Raw genomic sequence first — 22,550 nt, forward strand, 5'->3', positions numbered from 1 at the left:
GTTAGATTGTTGGTTTTATTTAATAGGAAGCAAAATAAAGGAACGAATCTTGGTTGTTGGTGTTTTTTGCTTTGTTGCTCTGCTATTTTGAATGTCATCGCTTTGATGAACGCCACTTTTCCCTTTGTTGCTCTGCCTTTTGGCGTTCATTTCCTTTATGAACACAAATTTCCACAAAGCCTACCTTCCAATCACCAACTTTCCCCCAAAAAGAAAAGGAGCATTCTCTTCGAACACTCCTTTTCCCTTTATTCTATTATCTCTTTCACTTTTTTCACGACATAGCCGGAGCTTCCTTTGTTTTCAACGCTTTCCATCATCATTGCAATCAAAAGGTCTTTTTTGTCTTTATCATAGGTAACATACCAGCCGTTTTCTGTTCCTTTTTCGCCTTGTTTCGCTTTTAATTCGGCTGTGCCTGTTTTTCCGGCAAACGTTTTGCCACTTATTTTTCCAGCGCGTGCTGTACCATTTGGATTTTCAATAACCTGTTGCAAATCATTAGAAATAGTATTGGCAACTGATTCGTCCATGATTTTTTCTTTCCATACCTTGCCCTTCTCTTCGCTATCCAATAATACTGGCGTCACGAGGTTTCCACCAGTAACAAATGGGGTATAAGCTGTAGCAAGATGAATCACACTCATTTCCACATGTCCTTGACCATAGCCGGAGTCTGCTAATAAAATTTCTGTATCTAAGTCGCCATATGTGGATTTTTCAATCGGGAAAGCGTATGGAAATGATTCTTCAAAGCCAAATTTCTTTAGCTCATTCGCAAATTTATCTTTCCCTAAATCTAGTGCTGTTTGTGCAAAGTAAATATTGTCACTGTAAAGAAGAGCATCCGCGAGATTTACTGGTGCCGAACTGCTATGCACTCTTGTTACATAATAACCGCCCCATGATTTATCCTTTTGCCACTGTTTTGTTGTAATCTTTCTTTCCTGTTCCGGAGTAATGACTCCCTCAGTTAATGCAGCAGCTGCCACAAGAGGCTTCATTACAGAACCAGGTGCGTATTTGTTTTTAAAACGATTCGTAAAAGGATCTAGCTTATTATTATCATACGCTTCTTTCTCAGACGTTGTTAGGCCAACAATCATCTTATTTGGATCAAATGCTGGACTGCTAACTAGTGCTAGCGTTTCTCCTGTTGATGGATTAATAGCAGCTGCGGAACCTGCTTCTCCATCCATTTTTTCATATATTTCCTTTTGTAAATCTGCATTTATCGTCAGTTTAATATTTTCTCCATTTTGCACTTCTTTTTTCGCTAAAGTAACGGTACTGCCGTCTGCCTTTTTGATTAAAATTTGTTCTCCATTGGAGCCTTTTAATCGCTCTTCTAGTACTTGTTCTAAGCCTCTTTTTCCAATTACATCTGTGCTTGAATAGCCTTTGCCCTCATTTTTCTCTAGCTCTTCTGCAGTAATGCTACCAATGTAGCCGATTAAATGAGCAGCACTTTCTCCAAATGGATAAATTCTGCCTTTTGTATCTTGTTTTTGCACGCCAGGTAATGCAAAAAGTTTCTCTAAATAAGCACTGTCACCTGTGGCAACCTTTTTTATTGGAACAAAAAAGCTTGGCTGTATCCAGTCTGCATTTAACGCCTTTTCAATGGTTTCTTTTTTGATATCTAGAAGCTTTGCCAAATCATTGATTACTGTATCTGGATTGTCCCCCATTTGCTCTGGAACAAGTCCAATTTCATAGATAACGCCATTCATTGCTAGAGGGTTTTCATTCGTATCCACAATGCTGCCGCGTTCTGCTTGAATGGTGCTAACGGAAATTTTGTCATCAGGACCTAACTCGGAAAAAATATAAGTAGTATCCCAATTTATATACCAGTTTTCTTCTTTCTCTCTTTCTTCTTTTACAAGCGTAGCCTCATTGTCAAAGCTGATTTCTCCTGCCATGCTATTCATTTTTACCGAAAATGGAATGTCTGTTTTCTCTACTTTATCAAACTTCTCGTCCTCGGATGGCTTCGTATATGTTATGTCTAAATCATTGATGTTTAAGTCCTTGTAGATTTTTTCGTATCTGGAAACAAAATCTTCCTCGGAAATGTTTTCTTTTGCCTCTGTTGAAAGATAAGCATACATCTCTTTAAATTTCTGATCATTCCACAATTTTATATATTGTGATAGCCGTTCATCTGGGGTAGGCTCGTTTTTATTACATCCTGTTGCAACTGCTACCAGTATTAATATCAGTAAAAAAATCCATCTTTTTTTCATTCCTATCTCCCCTTCTAATCTACTACTACTAGCGTACCATTTTTTCACAAAAACGGAAAAAGAATTACCTGAAAACTTTATATTTTTATTGTCTGCTACTACCTGTATATTATTATCATCCTAAAAAAATAATAACTCTATTACGTTAATGAATAGTAAAAGTTTCAAGTATATATTACACACTTTTTTATTAAAATTTGCTACAATACATGCAAATGATAGCCACCTTTTGTAGGAGGAAAACTTATGATTATCTTATTTGATGGGGTTTGTAATTTATGCACTTGGAGTGTGCAATTTATTATAAAGAGGGATCCAAAAGAACAATTTTCCTTTGCTTCTTTGCAAAGCGATGTCGGGAAAAGTTTGCTAGAAAAACATCATCTTTCTGATGTAAATAGTGTTGTCCTTATTAAAAAGAATAAATGCTATCTAGAATCTAATGCAGCTTTAGAAATATGCCGTCACCTTTCCAATGGCTGGAAGTTGCTTACTATTTTAAAAATAATTCCTTCCTTCATAAGAAATCCTCTTTATCGCTATATTGCTAGAAATCGATATAAATGGTTTGGTAAACAGGAATCCTGTATGCTTCCGACAGAAGAGATGAAGAAGCGTTTTTTATAGTACATACTTGCTTTGACTACGAGGTTCTCTGTACCCTTTTTTCAAAAATAAACAAAAAAGACCGCTTTCTCATCAGAAAACGGCAGAAAATTGGAGATAAAAGGACTACTCGTAAAACAAATATTGGGGTTTAATAGAAATCACGATTTCTATTAAAAATGCTCAATTAAGTTATATCTCGCTAAACTTTCAGAAGGCGTAGGTGGGCACTTCTAAAAATAGCAAAAATATTCTTAATATATTGCGGTAAAATTAATTAAATCATATTATATAGATAGATGAATTCTTGGTTTTTAAGTATATTTCGCCATTTTACGGCATTTCACACTGTTTTCTTCAAAAATCACAGAAAAATATAACTTTAGGAATATTCATAAAAATAGGCAGGTTTTTCTAAGTAGGAGTGGAGCGATTGGATTTTTCAGCGGTTGGAGAAAAAATCAAGGAACTACGAAAGCAAATGGGCTTATCCCAAAAAGAGCTTTCCCATAATATATGTACACAGGCGCAGATAAGTAAGATTGAAAAAGGAGAAGTACTTCCATTATCTTCTACTCTTTATCTCATCTCTAGTCGATTGGGAGTGGATGTGAATTATTTTTTCGATATTGGCACGACCCCGCGACTAGATTATGTGGATGAAACCTTTCGTCAATTAAAGGCGGCGCGAAGAAATACCGACTATCATACACTAAAGCAAATTGTAAAAGCAGAAGAAAATAATCCTTTATTTACCCACCATAAGAAAAACTATCAAATACTACTTTGGCATAAAGCAATCTATCTATTTGAAATCGACCGTGATTTTAATCGAGCCATCAAGCTGATTAATGAAGCGATTGAGCTTACTTTTGATACCGTCTTCACCGAAAGAGAGTTAGAAATCTATATTAGCAAAGGGATTTTTTACTATGAGGAAGGCCTCATCGATGATTCCCTAACGATTTATGAACGAGCATTTAAAGCGATTAATCAGATTCCCTATTTGCAAGATGATACGATTAAAAGTAGATTATATTTTAATATTGCTAAATCATTAACAGATCAGTCACAATATGATACTTCCATTGCTTATTGTAAGGAAGCGATTGATTGGGCCATCCAACAGGATAACCTTTATCTGTTTGCTCACTTTCACTATCATATCGGATATAACTATGAATTACAAAAGGATTTTGACCTAGCTACACAATATATGAAAGATGCACTAATGATTTTTCAGTTAGTAAAGGATAACCGTTATATAGATTATATCCAAAATAAAATAAATAATTGGCAAAAATAATATGTTTTTAAGGATTGTCTCTCCCATCTATTACACACATTATTAGTGTGAAGATGATGTTTGGAGAACAATCTTTTTTTATTCCGCTCCCTCCTATAGACCCGGTAAGTTCGTACCTTTGTCAACCATTGGTTCTTTTCATCGATAACTTACATCCCATTCTTAATTATCTATGAAAATTTACCTATTTTCCTATAATTCTATCTTTTTCTCCAAAATTAAAGGTCAATAGTCTGATAGGATATGGTAATATAGGTATACTATAGTATATTCATTAGGAGTGAGTGATAAAAAATGAAGAAGAAAGTCACAGTATTGGCAACTACCGCGATTCTGTCAACCACTTTTGCAGCGAACGCCTCAGCTAGTACTTATGTAGTAAAAAAAGGGGATACACTAGGACAGATTGCGAAGACTTACAATACTACTGTTAATGAGTTAAAGTCGATTAATAACCTTTCATCAGACCTAATTCTGATCAATCAAAAATTAACGATTGCAGATAGTGCCAAGTCTACAAGCAATAAAACGACTACAGCTACAAAAAGCAGCTCTTCCACACAGACAAGCTCTGCTGCAAAAACATATAAAGTTGTTTCAGGGGATTCCCTTATTAAAATAGCAAATAAGCATTCTATTTCTTTAGCTGAATTAAAACAATGGAATAATCTAACTTCCACTCTTATTTATCCTGGAGATATTTTAAATGTTTCTAAGCCTGGATCTACTTCTTCCAATACTCCTGCGCCGAGTTCATCTGGAAATTCCAGTAATACTAATGGTAGCAGCAGTACGGTAGTTAAAGAGAATACCGCTACATCTACAGGCACTTATACCATTAAAAGTGGTGATACGTTAAGCAAGATTGCTTCTACATATAAAATGTCTGTAAGTCAGCTTAAGCAATTAAATAATTTGAAATCCGATTTAATTTTCCCAGGACAAAAACTAAAGGTTAGTGCTTCTGAAAAGGTAACGAATACTGGGAATACTAATTCCACTTCTAATGCTAGTAATCCAACCTTTATTTCTACTGGAAATAGCGGACAATCCTATACTTCTAAAATAGTTTCTGCATCCAAAAGTCTTATTGGTCTTCCATATGTTTGGGGCGGTTCCACAACTGCTGGATTTGACTGCAGCGGATTTGTTTACTACGTCTTAAATCAAAGTGGAAAATCCATTGCACGTTATTCTGCTGAAGGATACTATGATCGCAGCTATTATGTCGATATTCCATCTATTGGGGATATTGTATATTTTAAAAATACTTACAAACAGGGTATCTCTCATTTAGGAATTTACATTGGCAATAATGAATTTATTCATGCTGATTCAAGTGGTGTTCGAGTGACAAGTTTAGATAACTCTTATTACAAAGAGCATTTTGATAGTTTTAAACGATTATATTAATAGATTGTGATTGAAATGAGGGGCTGTCTAATTGGACAGCCTTTTTTGTGGTTTGGTGGTTGGGGTTTGGCTGATATTCTTGCTGCTTTGGCTGATATACCTCTTTTTTGGCTGATATACCTGTTGCTTTGGCTGATATACTTCTTTTTTGGCTGATATCCCTGCTGCTTTGGCTGATATCCTTGCTGGTTTGGCTGATATCCCTGCTGCTTTAGCTGATATCCTTGCTACTTTAGCTCCGATTTCCCTTTTTCAGCTGATATCCTTGTTGCTCTGGCTCCCATTTCCCTTTTTCAACTGACATCCCTGCTGCTTTACCTGATTTCATTTTCCCCTTCCCCCTTTCCACTAAATTTACTTTTTTTCTCGTTCATTACCCTATTGCCCAATTAATATAGATGCTACTTCCCCTTCTCTTTTTCTTCCTTTCTTATGTCCTCTACCATCTCCTCACAAAAAGCGTTATAATTAATGAATGGACTTTTTTCGCGCGTCATTTTTCAACGTTATTTATGAAGCGCAAAAAAGCATAATACGGAATCAATAAACTAATAAATGTTCTTGGGAGGGATACATTATGCTTCAAGAAAAATATTTAGAGCCATTGAATTTTTGTGCAGAAAACTTAATGAATTTATTGGATGCAAATGATCCCCGAATGAAAAACATTGTAGAAAAGGGACTTCTTTTATATAGGCAAAGCTTTGTCTATCAAGTCAAATTTTCCAATGAAATAGTTTCTGGAATGATCCAGGATGTTACGCCAGTAAAGGCAACATTGGATTTGGATTATATTCAATACAGCTCTTGTACTTGTCATGCGGAAGGTTTTTGTCGCCATCAGCTTGCTTTGTTTTTCTATTTACTTGCTCAAGTTGGAAAGGTGTCGACTTGGTTAGAGGCTTGGAGAAAACCAATTAAAAATACGGAAATGCTAAAAAATCTCGGCATTATGCGAGCAAGCGACTTATTGAAGGAATCCGAGGATAAAGAGCCAAATTACGAAGACTGGATGGAAACCTTTGATAAGAGTTTTCAATCGCTTATGCCATCAAATGAAAATAAACCATATATGATCGCAGAAACGTATTATATTTATATGCGAAAAATAAAAGCAGCCACCCCTCTTCAAACAGAGTGGAAGCTCCTTTATTTAGTGATCGCCCAAGTATACACTTTTAAACAATTATTAACACTAAGCAAAACGCTGGATCATAATACACAAACCATTAATCGCTATTATCGACATCTTTTTCAAGATTTAATGAACAGTATTGAGGATAATCTTTATAAACTATCGAACTTCACCTTTCCATTTGCTTTTGATAACTTTTTAGTTCGTTTAAAGAACGACCTGAGTGCGATTCTCACTATTCAACCAAATTTAACATTTGAATGTATTCAGCTTTATCGGCTTATGTGGACAAATCTCTTTGCTATTAAGAACTGGAGACAAGATGAATTGGAACAGCTATTAGCTAATGAAAATCCGACATTTTCTGAAAATGTTGCTATTATCCATTTGGAAATTCTGCTCGAAAAAGATGTGGATGCCCTTAGGGTGATTCAGTCTCTTGATTCTCAGGTTACTACCTATATGCTTTATTGGATTGACTATTTGTCGAGTCGGAAATCATGGAAACGAATGGACTTATACGTTCCAGCGTTTATTCAAGAATTGAAAACTTACTTATCTGAAGATGAGGATGATGAGTATTGCTATGAATTTACGCAAATGGCGTTACGAGCAATTTCTCCTTATTGCATGACAATGAATAAAGAAGATTTACTGGAAAAAGCGTATATTCATACCCTTCCATACAGCTATCGCAAATATGAGGATTTCTTGTTTGAGAAAAAACAGTTTGATAAATGGATCGATCTATTTACAATGATGGGATACGGACTAGATAATCTACATAAAGAGCAGATAAAATTATTGCAGGATTACGATTATTCTTTACTGCTTTCTTTATATCACCGTTCTATTCAAGAGCATATTGAGGGGAAAAATAGGGACCATTATCGAATCGCTGTCCGGCAATTAAAGAAATTGCGTACCCTTTACAAAAAAATGAAAAAGCAAACCGAATTCGAGCAATTCTTACTGGTTATCTTAGAGCGTACGAGACGATTAAGAGCCTTTCATGAAGAATGTAGAAAGGGAAAGCTAATCCATGTTGAAAACTAATTATTTAAAAATAAATGTTCATTATTATGAGAATAAAGGATTTTTTTTAACAGGTGAAATAGAGGATCATTATCTTTATCCAAACTATTGGAAAAGGCTTCTTTTTCAACAGCATCAGGAAAGTTATTACGGTACGGTTATAGATACTGTAACAATAGACGGGATAGAAGGAATATTAGTAAGCGGGTGGCAATTGGTCACTCTACTTGCTACCGAGGGATTTAATCGATATATCGAATGGGATTGGAACGATACAGCGCAGGTTTGTCTTGCTGCTGCACCAAGTATTCTTGAAGCCATTACCCATAAAGAATGGATACCAGATTTCAGTCAATGGGAAATCGGGAATTTCCAATGGTCTCTTCCTCATCGTGTAATAGAAGAATTTGATCCAAGCTTCTGGGAAATGGAGCTTCATGATGAGTTAGAAGGGCAAACAAATAATGACTTTATTTATCAATGGTTTCAGCAGTCCCTTAATCAATATTTAGATGGGCATCAAGAGACAAAACAGAGTTTCCACGAACAGATGGATACATTAAAGAACGCAAATATTCCAGCAGAGCAGCTTTCCGCTTATTTTACGGAAGATAAATGGCAGGAATGGATGGGCTTAAAAGAGAACGACTATCCCTTTACATTAGGAATTCGTTTAGATGAACCGACTGAAATTGATACAACCTGGGATTTGGATTTATTTTTAAAATCCAAGGAGAATCCAGAGCTTGTAGTAGATATTCATGATGAGGGCAATATGCCGAAGAAATGGCTAAATTATACTTCCTATATCGAGGAAGAACAGGAACGCTGGCTCCTTCTTTTTCCATGGCTAAAAGGGAAGAATGGCATAACAAACCAATTAACAGAGGAAGAGGCATGGCTTTTCTTATCAGAAGCAAGTGAAACATTCCTTGCACTTGGTGTAGATATTCTCCTTCCTTCCTGGTGGCAAGCAATGAAAGCAGCCAATCTGAAGGTAAAAGCAAAGGTTTCTAGCACTAGTCACCGTCCATCCTTCGTAGGTCTACAGGCGATGCTTGACTATAATTGGCGTTTTTCCATGAATGGCGTTACCCTTTCGGAGGATGAATTCAATAAGCTAGTAGAAGAGAAACGTCGCCTTGTCTTTATTAAAGGCCGTTGGATAAAATTAGATCCTGCCTTTATTCGGCAAATACAGGATTTAATGAAGAAAGCGGAAAAAGAAGGTTTGCATGTTCGTGATATTATCGAACAGGAATTAATGCAGGCAGAAGAACAACAAAATGATGAGCTAGAGAATCCAAAAACATTTGCCAAAATCCAAATTGAGCTAAATAGACAATGGCGAACGATGATTCATCAATTAAAAGAAGTGAAGAATCTTCCATTAGAGGACGTTCCGCAAAGCTTCTTAGGAGATTTACGAGCTTACCAGGTGCTTGGTATGAGTTGGCTTCTTTTCCTAAGAAAGTATGGCTTTGGCGCGATTTTAGCAGATGATATGGGACTTGGAAAAACGGTACAGCTAATCTCCTATCTCTTAAAGGTGAAAGAAATCGAAAAGGAACAAACCACACCTGCCCTTATTATTTGTCCTACTTCTGTACTCGGCAATTGGCAAAAGGAATTAGAACGGTTTGCTCCAGATTTAAACGTATATCTTCATTATGGAGCGAATCGTTTAAAGGATGATGCTTTTATGCAAAAAGCACAGGAATCAGATGTGGTGTTAACCTCCTATGGATTAACTCATATTGATTTGCAAAGTTTTGAAGAAATCACTTGGAGCACGATTGCAATTGATGAAGCACAAAATATAAAAAATGCGCAGACAAAGCAATCCAGAGCCGTTAGAAAGTTAAAAGGCACCCATTATATTGCCCTATCTGGAACACCGATGGAAAACCGACTGAATGAGCTATGGTCCATTTTTGATTTTACCAATCACGGCTATTTAGGCAGTCTTGGTCAATTCCAAAAACGATTTGTGATTCCGATTGAAAAAGAAAATAAACCGGAACAAATTCAGCAATTACAGACGCTTATTCGTCCATTCTTACTGAGAAGAACGAAAAAGGACGAAGATGTTGCATTAAATCTGCCTGACAAGCTAGAGCAAAAGGAATATTGTCCTCTTACAACAGAGCAGGCTGCCTTATATGAACAATTAGTAACCGATACATTTATACAAATTGAACAGCTATCTGGGTTTGAGCGAAAAGGGCTTGTTTTGCAAATGTTAAGTAAGTTAAAACAGCTATGCAATCACCCTGCCCTTTATTTAAAGGAACAGACGCCAACAAGTTTACTGGATCGGTCTGTGAAAATGGAGAAATTAGCAGAGCTAACTGATACGATTTTGGAAAGAGGAGAAAGTTGCCTCATATTCACTCAATATATTGAAATGGGACATATGATTCAACAAATGATGAAGAAGAAATTCAAGGTTGATGTTCCCTTCCTAAATGGTAGTATGTCCAAACAGCAGCGCGATCGCCTTATTGAACAGTTCCAGGATGGTGAATTCCCAATATTCCTTCTTTCCTTAAAGGCAGGAGGAACTGGATTAAACTTAACAGCAGCCAACCATGTTATCCATTATGACCGCTGGTGGAATCCAGCTGTTGAAAACCAGGCGACTGACCGTGCATATCGGATTGGCCAAACACGTTTCGTTCACGTGCATAAGCTTATTTGTACGGGGACACTAGAAGAAAAAATCGATGCGATGCTTGAGAAGAAGCAATCGTTAAATGATCAAATTATCCAAAATGAAAACTGGATGACAGAGCTAACAACGGATGAATTGAAGGATTTAGTTTCATTAACGGAAATTTAAATGGTCTGTCTGTAAGGAAAAAGAGGGTAAATGAGTCTGCTATTGAGTCTCATTACGCCCCTCTTTTTTATTTATAATCATTTATTTTTTATTTCCGCGAGACCATATTACCACCGGAATTAGAATTAAGGACATAATTCCTCCTATTAACGACAAAGTTAGATAACTTGAACCTGCAACAACCATTCCAGATAAAGCCCCACCAGCAGCACCCGACAAAGCAATTAGAACATCAACGGCCCCTTGTCTTTTTGCTCGTGTGGAGGGTTCGGTTGAATCAACAATCAAAGCAGTCCCACTTATTAAGCCAAAATTCCACCCTAATCCAAGTAAAGAAAGAGCAATAATTAGAAGAACCAAAGAATCTCCCGGTGCAAAAGCAGAAAGTAAACCTGCAATAAGCAAGGTCATTCCAGAGGCAATTGCCATCGTAACTCGCCCTAACTTGTCAACGAGAATTCCTGTAATTAGGGAAGGGAGATACATTGCACCAATATGGAACCCAATTACTAAACCGACAGCACCCAAGCCATGTCCATGATGTGTCATATGAACAGGCGTCATTGTCATAATGGCTATCATAACAATTTGCGTAAGAACCATAATCGTTGCACCAACGATAATTCCTCTTTTATCTTCTGTATATTCTATTACTGCTGATTCCCCATTGCCTTTAGATTTATGTGTTTCTGCTTCCATCCTTCTTCCGATTACTAAAGGGTCTGGACGGAGCATGACGAAAAGGACAAGCCCTGCTGAAATATACGCAACTGCTGCTAAAATGAATGGACCAGCGAGTGATGGAACATTAATAGAAGAAGCAAAATCCCCCATCACATTTACTAAATTGGGTCCTGCAACTGCACCAAAGGTTGTAAAAACCATTGTCGTACTAATAGCAGTGGCCCGCTGTTTACTATTAGCTAAGTCAGTACCTGCATATCTTGCTTGTAAATTTGTCGCTGTCCCTGCACCATATATAAGAAGAGCAATAAATAAAAGGACAATACTATTTACTATAGCTGAAATGATGACCCCTATTGCTCCAATTCCTCCAATTATAAATCCAGCAGTCAGACCTGTACGACGACCATAGCGGTGTGAAAGTCTCCCCACTAATAAAGCTGATCCTGCTGAACCTAGCGTAAATAAAGCTGTAGGTACCCCTGCAAATGCATCTGTACCAAGCATTTGCTGTGCAAGAAGTGCCCCAACTGTAACTCCCGCTGCTAGTCCTGCTCCACCAAAGATTTGCGAAATACTCACAATCATTAAAGTGCGTTTGTATAATAATTTTAGCTTTTCTGATGAATCCATATAACTTTGTATGCGATCTGATTGAGCGTCTAACACATTTACTAACCTTCCTCTCCAAAATGAATGCTAGCTAATACTTTAACATTTAAGATTTTAAGTCATCATAACACGCATAAAAAAACCATACAATATGATAATTGTATGGCGAACAATTTTAAGTAATAGAGTCTACTAAGCTTTTGATGATGATTAATCCCCGTTCGAGTTCTTCAAGTGTTCTTGGTGCACATACTGCAATCCTTACTGCCCTATCTGGACAACTATTTCCTACTACAAAACGTTCTGCTGCATAAAGCTGCACCCCATTCTGTGCAGCCAACCATTCAAATTCGGCACCTGTTATCTTGCCAGGTAATAACAACCATCGAAAGATCCCTATCCTATCACCAAGGCATATATAGTCCGACAAATAGTGATCGAGCATCTGATTTCTAAGAATATTTTGTTCTTGATGCCTCCAGATTAAGTCTTCAAATTGATTGGATACAATCATTCTTGCTGTAAGCTCTGCTAATAAAGGCGATACCGCTATATTTAAATTATAAAGAGCCTTTGAAATCAACTCCTTAAATTGACTCGGCACAGCTACATAAGCAAGTCGGAGACCTGGCGCCAATGATTTAGATAAACTGGCAATGTAAATGACTTCTTCTGGGGCAAAGGAGGCTACAGCAGGACGTGGTATTTGCCCCAGAAGATGGTATGATGCATCCTCAATCACAAACTGTTTATACTTAATAGCAATTTCGGCAATACTTTTCCGATTCTCCACCGACATACATGTAGCTGTAGGGTTATGGTAATCCGGGATTATATAAATGCCTTTAATATTATCATTTTTACAGGCATCCTCAAAGGCTGTTGGGCTCATCTCATCGTTCTCAGATTTTATCGGAATTATTTGGACACTTAGCATCGCTGCAACTGTTTTTAAACCTGGATACGTATGTTCATCCACCCCAATTCTATCACCTGGCTTACAAAGACTTGCCAATGTTGCTGCAATCGCATTTTGCCCCCCATTTGCAAATAAGATGTGGTCAGCGGTTGTTTCAAAACCCCCTCTTCGAATAAGCTTAATAGCTGCATCTTTTTGCCATTGGCTTTCACCCGCACGACCATATCCAAACCATTTTGCATAATCTGTTTCTTGTAGCATGCTTTTAAGCTGGATGATCAGTGGTTCAAATGAATCATTATCTGGTAATGTTGCCCCCATTTCAATTAAATGCTCCGGCTTTGTATCCTCCAGTAAATATACATTTGATAACGCATCATACGATACATATGTACCGCTTCCTACAGTTGCACTTAACAAACCCTTCAACTCACAAACTTTAAAGGCCTTTGAAATGGTACTTACATTTAAATCCAAATAATCAGCCAATTCTCGCTGTGGAGGAAGCTTGGTTCCCGATATTAAAATCCCCTCTAATATATCCTTTTCCAAATGTCTCGCCAGTTCTTTATATATAGGTTTTATCGTTTTATTAATCGATGGTTTCCAGCTCATCGGATAGTTTTCAAAAGAATTAATCGGCATGATACACACCTTTTTTTCATCCATTATATGATTACTCCATTTATTAAAGCAATTGTTTCTTCTATAAATGGATTTATTAAAAAAAGACCGTACTATTTTTAACAATCAAAAAAGTACGGTCTTTTTGTTTTTATAAATACCTAATAATGTTACTTACTTATTTATCCTTAGGAATCTCAATATCTTTGCGTTTTTCTTTTTTACTCATCTTATAGAAGTAAACTGTTTTAGTTGTTTTATGACCAGCTAAATCGGTTGCTGTGAACTCAAATTCATTTAAGCCTTCTTCTAAATTCAATTCCACTTTTTTCACTGTTTTTTCTAGACTTCTCATTGCATAAGGCTGTTTAAATGTTTGATAATACAGTTCACTTCCATTTAACGCTAGCTGTATTTCATCAAAGTTATCCTTTACTGTTACATGAACAGATGGATTTTTACCATTACTATTCACGATACGATTTCCAGAGAGTCCATTGAACGAAATGCTAGGTGCTTTTGCATCTACGATAAAGCTGCGTTTAAATACGGCAGTATTATCTGCATCGTCTGTAGCTTTTATTTCAACTGAATGAACACCATTATCAAAGGAAATCGATGTGTTAAAGGTGTATTGCTCTTTTTCTTCATCATAGACTGCGTCCACCTTTTGTCCATCAATCGTAAACTCTTTTATGGATGACTCATCCTTGATTGTTCCACTAAATGCTACTTCCTTCGCTCCATATACCTCTAATGCTTCAGGTGTCTGTAAAGTGACTACTGGAATTGTTGTATCCTTCTTCACTTCTTCCGCTGTCACACTTGTCTCCTGCTTATTTCCTGCATAGTCATAGGCAACTACTGTTACAGCTGTGCCTTCCTCTACTTCATTTGGCAATGTAAATTCTGTTGTGTCACCACTCATTGGCGTATCTAGAACAGATTTCCCATCTACTAAAATATCTAAATATGAAACGCCAGATCCATTTTCATTATCTGATGCAGCAAATTCCAATGCTTTATTATCCTCTACTAAAGCTACTTCAACAGACGGACTCACTGTATCAACGATAACTGGTATATCTACAACTTGTGGTTTTGCGCCTGGATAATCAAGGGTAGCACTAATACGATAGTAATATTGACCCTCTACTAATTTTCCGTTCACTTTCCCATCCCATGCCCATTTAGAATCAAGGACATATCTTGTTCCTCTACCGCCATCATAGTAATTTTTTCTGATTTCTTCTTGTGTAAGCAGCGTTCTCACCGCTTTTCCGTTACTGTCAACAATAGAATACTGCACCTTTTTTGCATTTCTAAGGAAGGATAGAATCGGAATAATCTCTTCCTGTACCCCATCACTATTTGGTGAAATAGCAATTCCTTCTTTTGTAAATGTATTTTTAATCGGATTATAACCTAGGTAAAGGAAATCTTCCCCTTCCTTTGTCACTGCTCCAGCCATGCCATAAAAAGATGTTTCATCGTATTTCATGCCATCTAAAATTGGCGCTTTGTTCCAATCTCCTTTAAACCCAACATAAGGAACGGTTAATGTCGCATTTGTTTCCGTTGGATCTGTTAAGGTTACAAACCCTTCGACAAAATAGCCATTTTCAAATACACGATCAATCGCAACAGGAGTTTCCCAGCTGCCTGTTAGAGAAGGATCAATTACTTTTGCATTAGTTAAATCAACAGATACTTTTATTTTTTTACTTTTATTTGCCGGAATAGTAATCGTTGTTTTTTCGCTATCATTTACTTTGATTGTTGCATCTAAGATTTGCTGTGCTTCTAATAGATTTGCAGAATAACCTAGCTCCCCGTAAGCTGCGAAATCTGTTTGAATATTTGCTGCAACATCATATTTAACTTTTTTATCACTATAGTTTTTCGCTTCTAACGTAAAGGTGAAAGTATTTCCTACTTCTTTTAAAGCCACTTTCCCTTCTTGTGTCTTTTTCTCTGTTACAATAACTGGTGATTGCAATGCCGCGTGCAACTGCATGAGACCTGCACCTTGGCGACGTGGAGAATAAGGAACCTCCCATTCAAAGGCACTGTTTACCGTTCCAATATCTGTCACTGGTTTCGCAGTGTTCATCAATAGGTTTTTCGCAATGTTTACTCGATCAAATCCTGATACATCAAATTCATTATCTACACGTTCTAATACTAGTGCTGAACCTCCAGATACATGTGGAGCTGCCATCGAGGTACCACTCTTCATTCCATATTGATTATTCTCTAGTGTAGAATAAATTTGCCCACCTGGAGCTGTAATTTCTGGTTTAAAATCTAAGTTTGTAGTTAACCCCCAAGAAGTAAAGGAACTCATTTTTCCAGCCTCAGGATTTGCTGAAGTTGTTTTCTTGCCTTCAAATGTAATCGAGATATTTTCTCCATCTTGAAGAGCTGCTGCTAATTTATCCCCGTCCGTTTTTAATAAGAAAAGCTGAGGGATTTTAATACTTGTATCTGTTGCCATGCTAACAAAGCCATCAGTATTATTATAAATAATGACACCTGCTGCTCCGGCCTGCTGTGCATTGATTGCTTTATCAACAAAGCCAATGTCGCCTCTTTGAATTAATGCATAGTTATCCTTTACATCCACTGCTGCTAATTCTTCTGGTGTTCCTAATCCAGCATAAACAATTTGGAATGTTTTTTCTTCTACTGTATTTGGATGGACACTGCTTTCAGATAAGAACCCCGCTTGTCCAGTCGTTTCACCATATTGATAGGAAAGAGCATCAATATCTATGAAACTATTTTCAATAGATGCAACTTGTAAGCTATCATATGCTACACCTGGTGATCCAGTAACCCCGATGTCTGGATTAGAGCTAGACGGATTTGCAAAGCCGTTTCCGAAATGAGCAGAGTTTCCTGCAGAAATGGACATCATAATACCATTTTCTACCGCGCGTTCAATCGCTTGCTGTTCCGGAGCATCTCCAGCCACAAATCCAGCTGCAGATCCTAAACTCATATTAAGTACATCTGCCCCGAGCACAATGGCATCATCAATTGCTTTAATGTAAATATCTCCCCAAGTAGTGGAAACACTTGGGTCATTTCCAAAAACCTTTAAAGCGAGAAGCTGTGCTTCAGGAGCAACCCCTTTGATTCCATTATTATCTTCATCACCATTTGCTCCAACAGTACCAGCAACATGCATCCCATGCATACTTGCCCCTTCTGCAATATCTTGGATAATATCATTTTCATCCATGTAGTTATATCCATAAGGTACTTTTTCGCTATAAAATTTCCCTTTTAGTCCATTGGCTTCTTTATATTGAGAAATTTCATCCTTTGTTAATTCCTCTTCTGTTTCTTCTGAAAGAACCATATCCTTATGATTAGGGTCAATCCCTGTATCAATTACCCCAACAATCATACCTTCCCCTTTAAATCCATAGTCACGCCATGCATCTTGAGCTTGTACAAGTTCTTTACTATAAATCATGTCAGTTTCTTCTTCTGGTCTTTCATATGCTGTTGCGATATGTACTTTCGCTACTTCTGGAAGTTCCTCCATTTTTTCAATATCACCGTACTTCATTTCTCCACTAAATCCATTAAAGATTGTTGTAAAATTCTCTAATTCTTTAAATTTTACTTTTTTTGCTTTTACTTTATCTTTTACTTTTTTCTGTTCCGCTAATTTTTCACTTTTTAATTTTTCTGTCGTTGCTTTTGGTAATTCCTTTACTTGTTTTGCCTGTGCTTGAGCATATTGGACAGTTGGCTCTGTATTCATTTCTACCACTACACGAACCGTATCTGTTTCTTTATAAGCTGTCTCTAGCTCGTCCACCTTAATCGTTTGCACTTGGAGCTGATTTTCTTTTCCTTTCGAAGTGATTACTTTGTCTGGTACTGTCGCTGCCGATACACTATTCGAGAATAGCATAAAGAGCATAATCACTAGAACAAACACTTTACTTTTCTTCACGGTAAAACTCCCCTCTGAACCTTCTATATTTTCCGAATATATCGAACTATATAAAAATATCATAATATTCTTTCATTTATTAAGTGACAAAAGTACCGTATCTTCCATAACAATGCTAGTAATTTAGTCAGTAAATATCGCAATTTTATTCTTTATTCGTCACAAGCTGACGTTATTCTACTTTTCTACCATTTTTAGGGATAACCCAATACTGGAAGGTTCTATTTGAGATGCCTATTAATTGAGGAAGTGGCAGTTGACTCCTAATCCAAAAGTAATGAAATATTAGGTCGCCTTGATGCAAATCTACCGAATAAATAATGAACAATATAGAACAATCCTTTATTAATATAATTTTAATATATATTTTTGCGGTATATCCTGAAACAAGAGGCGGTGAAAGAACATTTTTGTAATATAGATGTAGGTTTTATTTGGTTACAAAATAAAACTTTACTCTTCATTGAGTTTAGATGAAATGTTTCAGGTAAGGTATAATAAAAGAAAATGGTGAATTTACCACGGGAGGGCTACCGTTGAAAACCTTTAAGTTGATTTCTTTACAGATTCTAGCGAAGGAAAAGCTGATACCAATTAAATTAATCGATGGATTGATTATCAATAAGGAAGATGATTATAATCATTGGCTTATCGAGGTTTATACGGATTTTTCTTCTATCGACTTTCTTGATGAAGCCTTTAATAAGAAGGATGATTTGCTTGTTCAAGCTGTTATTACAAAAAAAGAAAATGATCCTGCGCCTTTTGAAGTAACCATTCTATCTATCCAAAAGTTTGGAGACAAAGCAAGTATTATGTTAGAAGGAACATTAAAAAGAGATAGAAAAGACTATGCAGAATTGCTGCTCCAATATTTAATTGAGGAAGGGTATGAAGGAAATAAGTTAACAACTAAATTTACCGAGCTGATGCAAAGTAAACCACAAACGTTTTTGGAAAAGAAATTGTAGCGTTGAGAGGTGTTTCTGCTAGATAGAAGCGAAATAAATTACTATCGGAAAAAGAACTTTAATCGCAAAGTTCTTTTTTTATTGGCTGTTTTTGTGAAATTTTTTGTTTTAAGTAGGACTTAAAGCCGAATCGAATGTCCTTATTATTTATGTTTAACTGATAATTCTTTTAAAAAAATCGCGTAAGAATACAAACGTTTCCATTCATGTTATTAAGCCTTTTCTCCCTCCTATCTTTCATTTAGTCATAAATAAACCTTGTTATAAAATCTGACAAGTTACTTGTTTATGCTTTTTTTAATAGATAGAATGCAGCTATGAGATATCAAATATGTGATCACAAATATCACTAGCTTGGAGGTGTATATCAGATTGAAGAATTCTGCGATTGTCGTCCCTACTGTAGCTCAAGAAGTGTATAAAGCTATTCGCAACCAGATCATTAGAGGAGAATTTGCACCAGGACAAAAGCTTTCCATAAGAAAATTAGCTGAATTATACGGAGTTAGTACAATGCCTGTTAGAGAGGCTTTATCTAAGCTTGAATCAGAAGGTTTTGTTCAATTTGATAGAAGAAGCATCATCGTGAATCAACTTTCTACCAAAGAACTAATCGAAATATTTGCCATTAGAAAATTACTTGAAAAGCAAGCGGTTGAATGGGCTACACCTAATATTCGTCCTTCTGATTTAGTATTACTTGAAAACATAATAAAAGAAATGGATGAGAATATTCATTCTCCTTTTGAATGGAGACGACTAAATAAAACATTCCATTTCGAATTATATTCACACGCACATTCTAAACCGTTATCAGAGCTATTACACCAGCTATGGGGAAGAGTAGAGTCCTATATGAATATTTATTCTTCCTCTGAACACCTTTCTTCCGCCCAGGCAGAACACTATAAAATGTTAGAATTAATCAAAGAAGAGCAATTAGATGATTTGACCTCTCTTATTCTGGAGCATATCCAAATAACTTGTGATGCGATTATAGAGGAAATGGCAAAATTAGAATAACAATATATATTTTGCTGTCTATTTTTTTAAGTTTATTTTTCAGAAAAATCATAATCTTTAATCAAAAATACAATAATTTTTAAAAATAGGAGGAAACAAAGTGAAAAAATATTTAATTAGCATTATTTCTATTATTTTAATTGTAAGTTTAGCAGCCTGCAGTTCTTCTAGTAGCTCATCATCTAAATCAGAAGAATTTCCAACAAAACCGGTAAAATTAGTTATTCCTTATCCTCCAGGTGGTGGAACAGACGTATTATTTCGTTTAGTTGCTCAATATGCTGAAAAACATTTAGGCCAGACTATTGTACCTACAAATATGGCTGGTGCTACTTCTACTGTTGGTTCCCGTTTTGTAAAGGATGCTGAACCAGATGGGTATACAATATTAGGTACACACCAAGTTGTTGCAACAGCTGAACATACAGGAGTTGTAGACTATGGTTTCTCTGCTTTTGATCCAGTTGTGCTAATGACTTCTACTCCCCATATTCCATCTATTAGTAAAAAATTTAGCGAAGAACACAATATCAAAACAATGAATGATTTTATTGAATATGTAAAAGCGGGCAATAAAGTGAATTGGGCTTATACGGTTGCTTCTGAGGACCATTATTCTATCGCTGCTATGCTGGATGCCGCTGGCGTAGATCCTAAATCATTAAATTATATTCATTATGATGGAACTGGACCTCAATATGCTGCAATCCTAGCTAATCAAGCGGATGGGATGATTGCCGACTATGCATCAGGAAAAGGATATTATGATGATGGAACTCTTGTACCACTTGGAATGGTTTTTGATGAACGTAATCCTTTCTTACCAGATGTACCGACATTAAAAGAACAAGGAATCGATTTCTCCGTTTCAGTAGATAGAGGTATTCTTGCTCCTAAAGGAACTGATCCTGATCGAATCAAAGTTATTAACGATGCATTTAAAAAAGCGTTAGAGGATCCAGAATTGCAGAAAAAAATTGAGGAATTAGGAAGTTTCCCTCATTACATGACTTCTGAAGAGTACTCTAACCATGTTAATGAATTAGATAGTGAAATGGGTAAACTTGCTCCTAAAATGGAGTTTTAATAAGGGGGCTGAATAAAATTGGTTAATCGATTATTCTCCATATTTATTTTAATTGTAGGCAGTATCTTTTTTATAAACTCCAATGGATTTTCCGAAAAATCAGGGGTGCAGACTTTTGCCCCCTCGTTTTTTCCTAGAGTTATCATTGCTTTAATGATGGTTTTAGCTATTTGCTTACTGATAAAAAGTTTCCTAAAGAAAGAAAAGGATTCCGTCTCTTTAGAGACAATAAAGACTTATATCTCAACGCATTTTCGTGTTTTGTTGATACTGTTCTTATTCCTTCTTTATGTCATTTTCTTAAATATAGTAGGATTCTTAATTTGTTCGATTGTTTTTTTATTCATTTCTACGATTATCTTACGACCTTTCCAAAAAAAATACATGACTACAAATATTATTTTGTCAGTGGCTTTTCCTGTTATCGTACTGCTTGTGTTTGAACAAGTATTACATATTTATCTACCATAATGGAGCGTGATTAAGTTGGATCTTTCAATGGTTTTAGCAGCTTTTCAAGAAGTATTACATCCTATGATGATTCTATCTATCGTTATCGGCGTTTTGGTTGGGATTATAGCTGGTGCAATCCCAGGGTTCACCTTTACAATGGCCCTTATTTTAGCTTTTCCATTCACCTTTGGAATGGAACCAATTCAAGGTTTAGCCGTTATGATCGGCATTTATATTGGCGGACTTTCTGGAGGGTTGATTTCTTCCATACTTTTAGGAATTCCTGGTACTCCTTCCTCTGTCGTTACCACCTTTGACGGCTATCCAATGACAAAGAATGGAGAAGCACCACGAGCACTCGGAGTAGGCATCGTCTCTTCTGTTATTGGAACCATTATTGGTGCGATTATTTTATTTCTATTAGGACCAATCATTGCTAAGGGGAGTCTTCTTTTCGGACCATGGGAAATATTCTCTCTCGTTGTTTTTGCACTCACTCTTATCGCTGGCTTAAGTGGTAAATCTATGCTTAAAGGGTTAATCGCTGGCTGTATTGGCCTTTTAATTGGAACTGTTGGTGTATCTCCAACTGGAACGGTTCGATTTGATTTTGGAATCCCTGAACTTTCCTCAGGATTTTCAACCTTACCTGTTCTAATTGGTTTATTTGCCATCTCCCAGTTACTAATGAATGTAGAAGAGTTGAAAAGCGCTATTCCTACAAATCAAGCTACTTCCAACATGAAGAAATTAATCCGCATTCCTTACGGGCAAGTATTTGTTGATATTTTTCAGGAAAAATGGAATGTGCTTCGTTCCTCTGTCATTGGCTGCTTTATCGGATGCCTTCCTGCTGCTGGAGCAGAATCTGCTACCTTTATTAGTTATGATCAAGCTAAAAAGTTTGGAAAGAATAAAGCGAAATTTGGGAAAGGTCATCCTGGTGGAATCGTCGCTTCGGAAAGCTGTAATAATGCGGTTGCTGGCGGAGCCTTTATTCCAACAATCACTTTAGGGATACCTGGTGATGTCGCACAAGCAGTAATGATTGGTGCATTAATTTTGCATGGAATTAATCCTGGACCGGCATTATTTACCCAACAGCCTATTTTAGTAAATTCCATCTATGTTGTTATTATCCTTAGTGCCATTTCCATCTTTTTCATCCAAACATTGCTGTTGCCTGTCTTCACAAAAATTACAGCTATTCCTAAATCGTTAATGGTACCTTGTATTTTGGTTATCAGTACTGTCGGCGCTTTTGCTCTTAATAACCAGCTATTCGATGTCATGCTTGTATTCATTTTTGGATTAATTGGCTTTATTTTTCATAAAATAGATGTTCCTTTATCGCCGATTATTCTGGGACTAATTTTAGGACCAACATTGGAAAAGGAAATGACGAGAGCTTATCAAATGGACCCCAGCATCTTACCGTTTTTCACAAGACCAATCTCTCTTGTTTTCTTGATTCTTGCTGTTGGATCCATTATTTTCACAATTATTCAATTAAACAAAAATGGGAAGGTAAAAACTACTCCTTCCAATCATGAAGAATCACAAACTCATCTTTGATTTATCATGGATGAGTTTCCTTATTAAGCTGGATTCTCATAGA

The 22,550-nt window shown here is 36.4% G+C and carries 15 protein-coding genes; 10 read left to right on the forward strand and 5 right to left on the reverse strand.

The annotated features are described in order from the left end of the window. Positions 1 to 15 precede the first annotated feature (15 nt). Positions 16 to 177 carry a hypothetical protein gene (locus NYE52_RS20410; protein WP_341194754.1) on the reverse strand — a complete coding sequence of 54 codons (162 nt, stop codon included), beginning with the start codon at positions 175 to 177 and terminating at the stop codon, positions 16 to 18. 71 nt (positions 178 to 248) lie between these two features. Next, complete coding sequence (locus tag NYE52_RS20415) at positions 249 to 2,249, reverse strand: penicillin-binding transpeptidase domain-containing protein (protein ID WP_341194755.1); 2,001 nt, start codon at positions 2,247 to 2,249, stop codon at positions 249 to 251. 246 nt (positions 2,250 to 2,495) lie between these two features. Here NYE52_RS20415 and NYE52_RS20420 point away from each other — a divergent pair, with 246 nt between their 5' ends. The 5 genes from NYE52_RS20420 (at position 2,496) to NYE52_RS20440 (ending at position 10,586) form a co-directional block, all read left to right on the forward strand. Beyond that, positions 2,496 to 2,876: a thiol-disulfide oxidoreductase DCC family protein gene (locus NYE52_RS20420; RefSeq protein ID WP_341194756.1), complete on the forward strand. Its 381-nt coding sequence runs from the start codon at positions 2,496 to 2,498 to the stop codon at positions 2,874 to 2,876. A gap of 412 nt (positions 2,877 to 3,288) precedes the next feature. Further along, positions 3,289 to 4,161 (forward strand): helix-turn-helix domain-containing protein, encoded by an 873-nt coding sequence (locus NYE52_RS20425; protein ID WP_341194757.1) that lies wholly within the window; start codon positions 3,289 to 3,291, stop codon positions 4,159 to 4,161. A gap of 294 nt (positions 4,162 to 4,455) precedes the next feature. After that, positions 4,456 to 5,574 (forward strand): C40 family peptidase, encoded by a 1,119-nt coding sequence (locus tag NYE52_RS20430; RefSeq protein WP_341194758.1) that lies wholly within the window; start codon positions 4,456 to 4,458, stop codon positions 5,572 to 5,574. Between the two features lie 577 nt (positions 5,575 to 6,151). Continuing rightward, the gene (locus NYE52_RS20435; protein WP_341194759.1) at positions 6,152 to 7,765 is read left to right on the forward strand and encodes an SWIM zinc finger family protein; all 1,614 of its coding nucleotides are present in this window, start codon (positions 6,152 to 6,154) and stop codon (positions 7,763 to 7,765) included. Further along, on the forward strand, positions 7,752 to 10,586 hold the full coding sequence (locus NYE52_RS20440; RefSeq protein WP_341194760.1) for a DEAD/DEAH box helicase: 2,835 nt from the start codon (positions 7,752 to 7,754) through the stop codon (positions 10,584 to 10,586). Before NYE52_RS20435 ends, NYE52_RS20440 begins: the two co-directional genes overlap by 14 nt. A gap of 81 nt (positions 10,587 to 10,667) precedes the next feature. Here the strand turns inward: NYE52_RS20440 and NYE52_RS20445 are convergent, their stop codons facing one another. From NYE52_RS20445 to NYE52_RS20455, 3 genes are all read right to left on the reverse strand, one after another. Further along, positions 10,668 to 11,903, reverse strand: coding sequence for an MFS transporter (locus NYE52_RS20445; RefSeq protein WP_341195252.1), 1,236 nt, complete (start codon positions 11,901 to 11,903; stop codon positions 10,668 to 10,670). 154 nt (positions 11,904 to 12,057) lie between these two features. After that, positions 12,058 to 13,446 (reverse strand): aminotransferase-like domain-containing protein, encoded by a 1,389-nt coding sequence (locus tag NYE52_RS20450; protein WP_341195253.1) that lies wholly within the window; start codon positions 13,444 to 13,446, stop codon positions 12,058 to 12,060. A gap of 157 nt (positions 13,447 to 13,603) precedes the next feature. Then, positions 13,604 to 17,398 carry a S8 family serine peptidase gene (locus tag NYE52_RS20455; RefSeq protein ID WP_341194761.1) on the reverse strand — a complete coding sequence of 1,265 codons (3,795 nt, stop codon included), beginning with the start codon at positions 17,396 to 17,398 and terminating at the stop codon, positions 13,604 to 13,606. A gap of 536 nt (positions 17,399 to 17,934) precedes the next feature. Between NYE52_RS20455 and NYE52_RS20460 the strand changes: the two genes are divergently transcribed. From NYE52_RS20460 to NYE52_RS20480, 5 genes are all read left to right on the forward strand, one after another. Continuing rightward, positions 17,935 to 18,369, forward strand: coding sequence for a YwpF family protein (locus NYE52_RS20460; protein ID WP_341194762.1), 435 nt, complete (start codon positions 17,935 to 17,937; stop codon positions 18,367 to 18,369). A gap of 372 nt (positions 18,370 to 18,741) precedes the next feature. After that, positions 18,742 to 19,392 carry a GntR family transcriptional regulator gene (locus tag NYE52_RS20465; RefSeq protein ID WP_341194763.1) on the forward strand — a complete coding sequence of 217 codons (651 nt, stop codon included), beginning with the start codon at positions 18,742 to 18,744 and terminating at the stop codon, positions 19,390 to 19,392. Between the two features lie 100 nt (positions 19,393 to 19,492). Next, complete coding sequence (locus NYE52_RS20470; protein ID WP_341194764.1) at positions 19,493 to 20,479, forward strand: Bug family tripartite tricarboxylate transporter substrate binding protein; 987 nt, start codon at positions 19,493 to 19,495, stop codon at positions 20,477 to 20,479. An 18-nt stretch (positions 20,480 to 20,497) separates the two neighbouring features. Then, on the forward strand, positions 20,498 to 20,950 hold the full coding sequence (locus NYE52_RS20475) for a tripartite tricarboxylate transporter TctB family protein (RefSeq protein ID WP_341194765.1): 453 nt from the start codon (positions 20,498 to 20,500) through the stop codon (positions 20,948 to 20,950). 15 nt (positions 20,951 to 20,965) lie between these two features. Beyond that, positions 20,966 to 22,507, forward strand: coding sequence for a tripartite tricarboxylate transporter permease (locus NYE52_RS20480; RefSeq protein WP_341194766.1), 1,542 nt, complete (start codon positions 20,966 to 20,968; stop codon positions 22,505 to 22,507). Positions 22,508 to 22,550: the final 43 nt, after the last annotated feature.

The sequence above is a fragment of the Niallia sp. FSL W8-0635 genome, assembly GCF_038007965.1.
Lineage (GTDB): Bacteria > Bacillota > Bacilli > Bacillales > Cytobacillaceae > Niallia.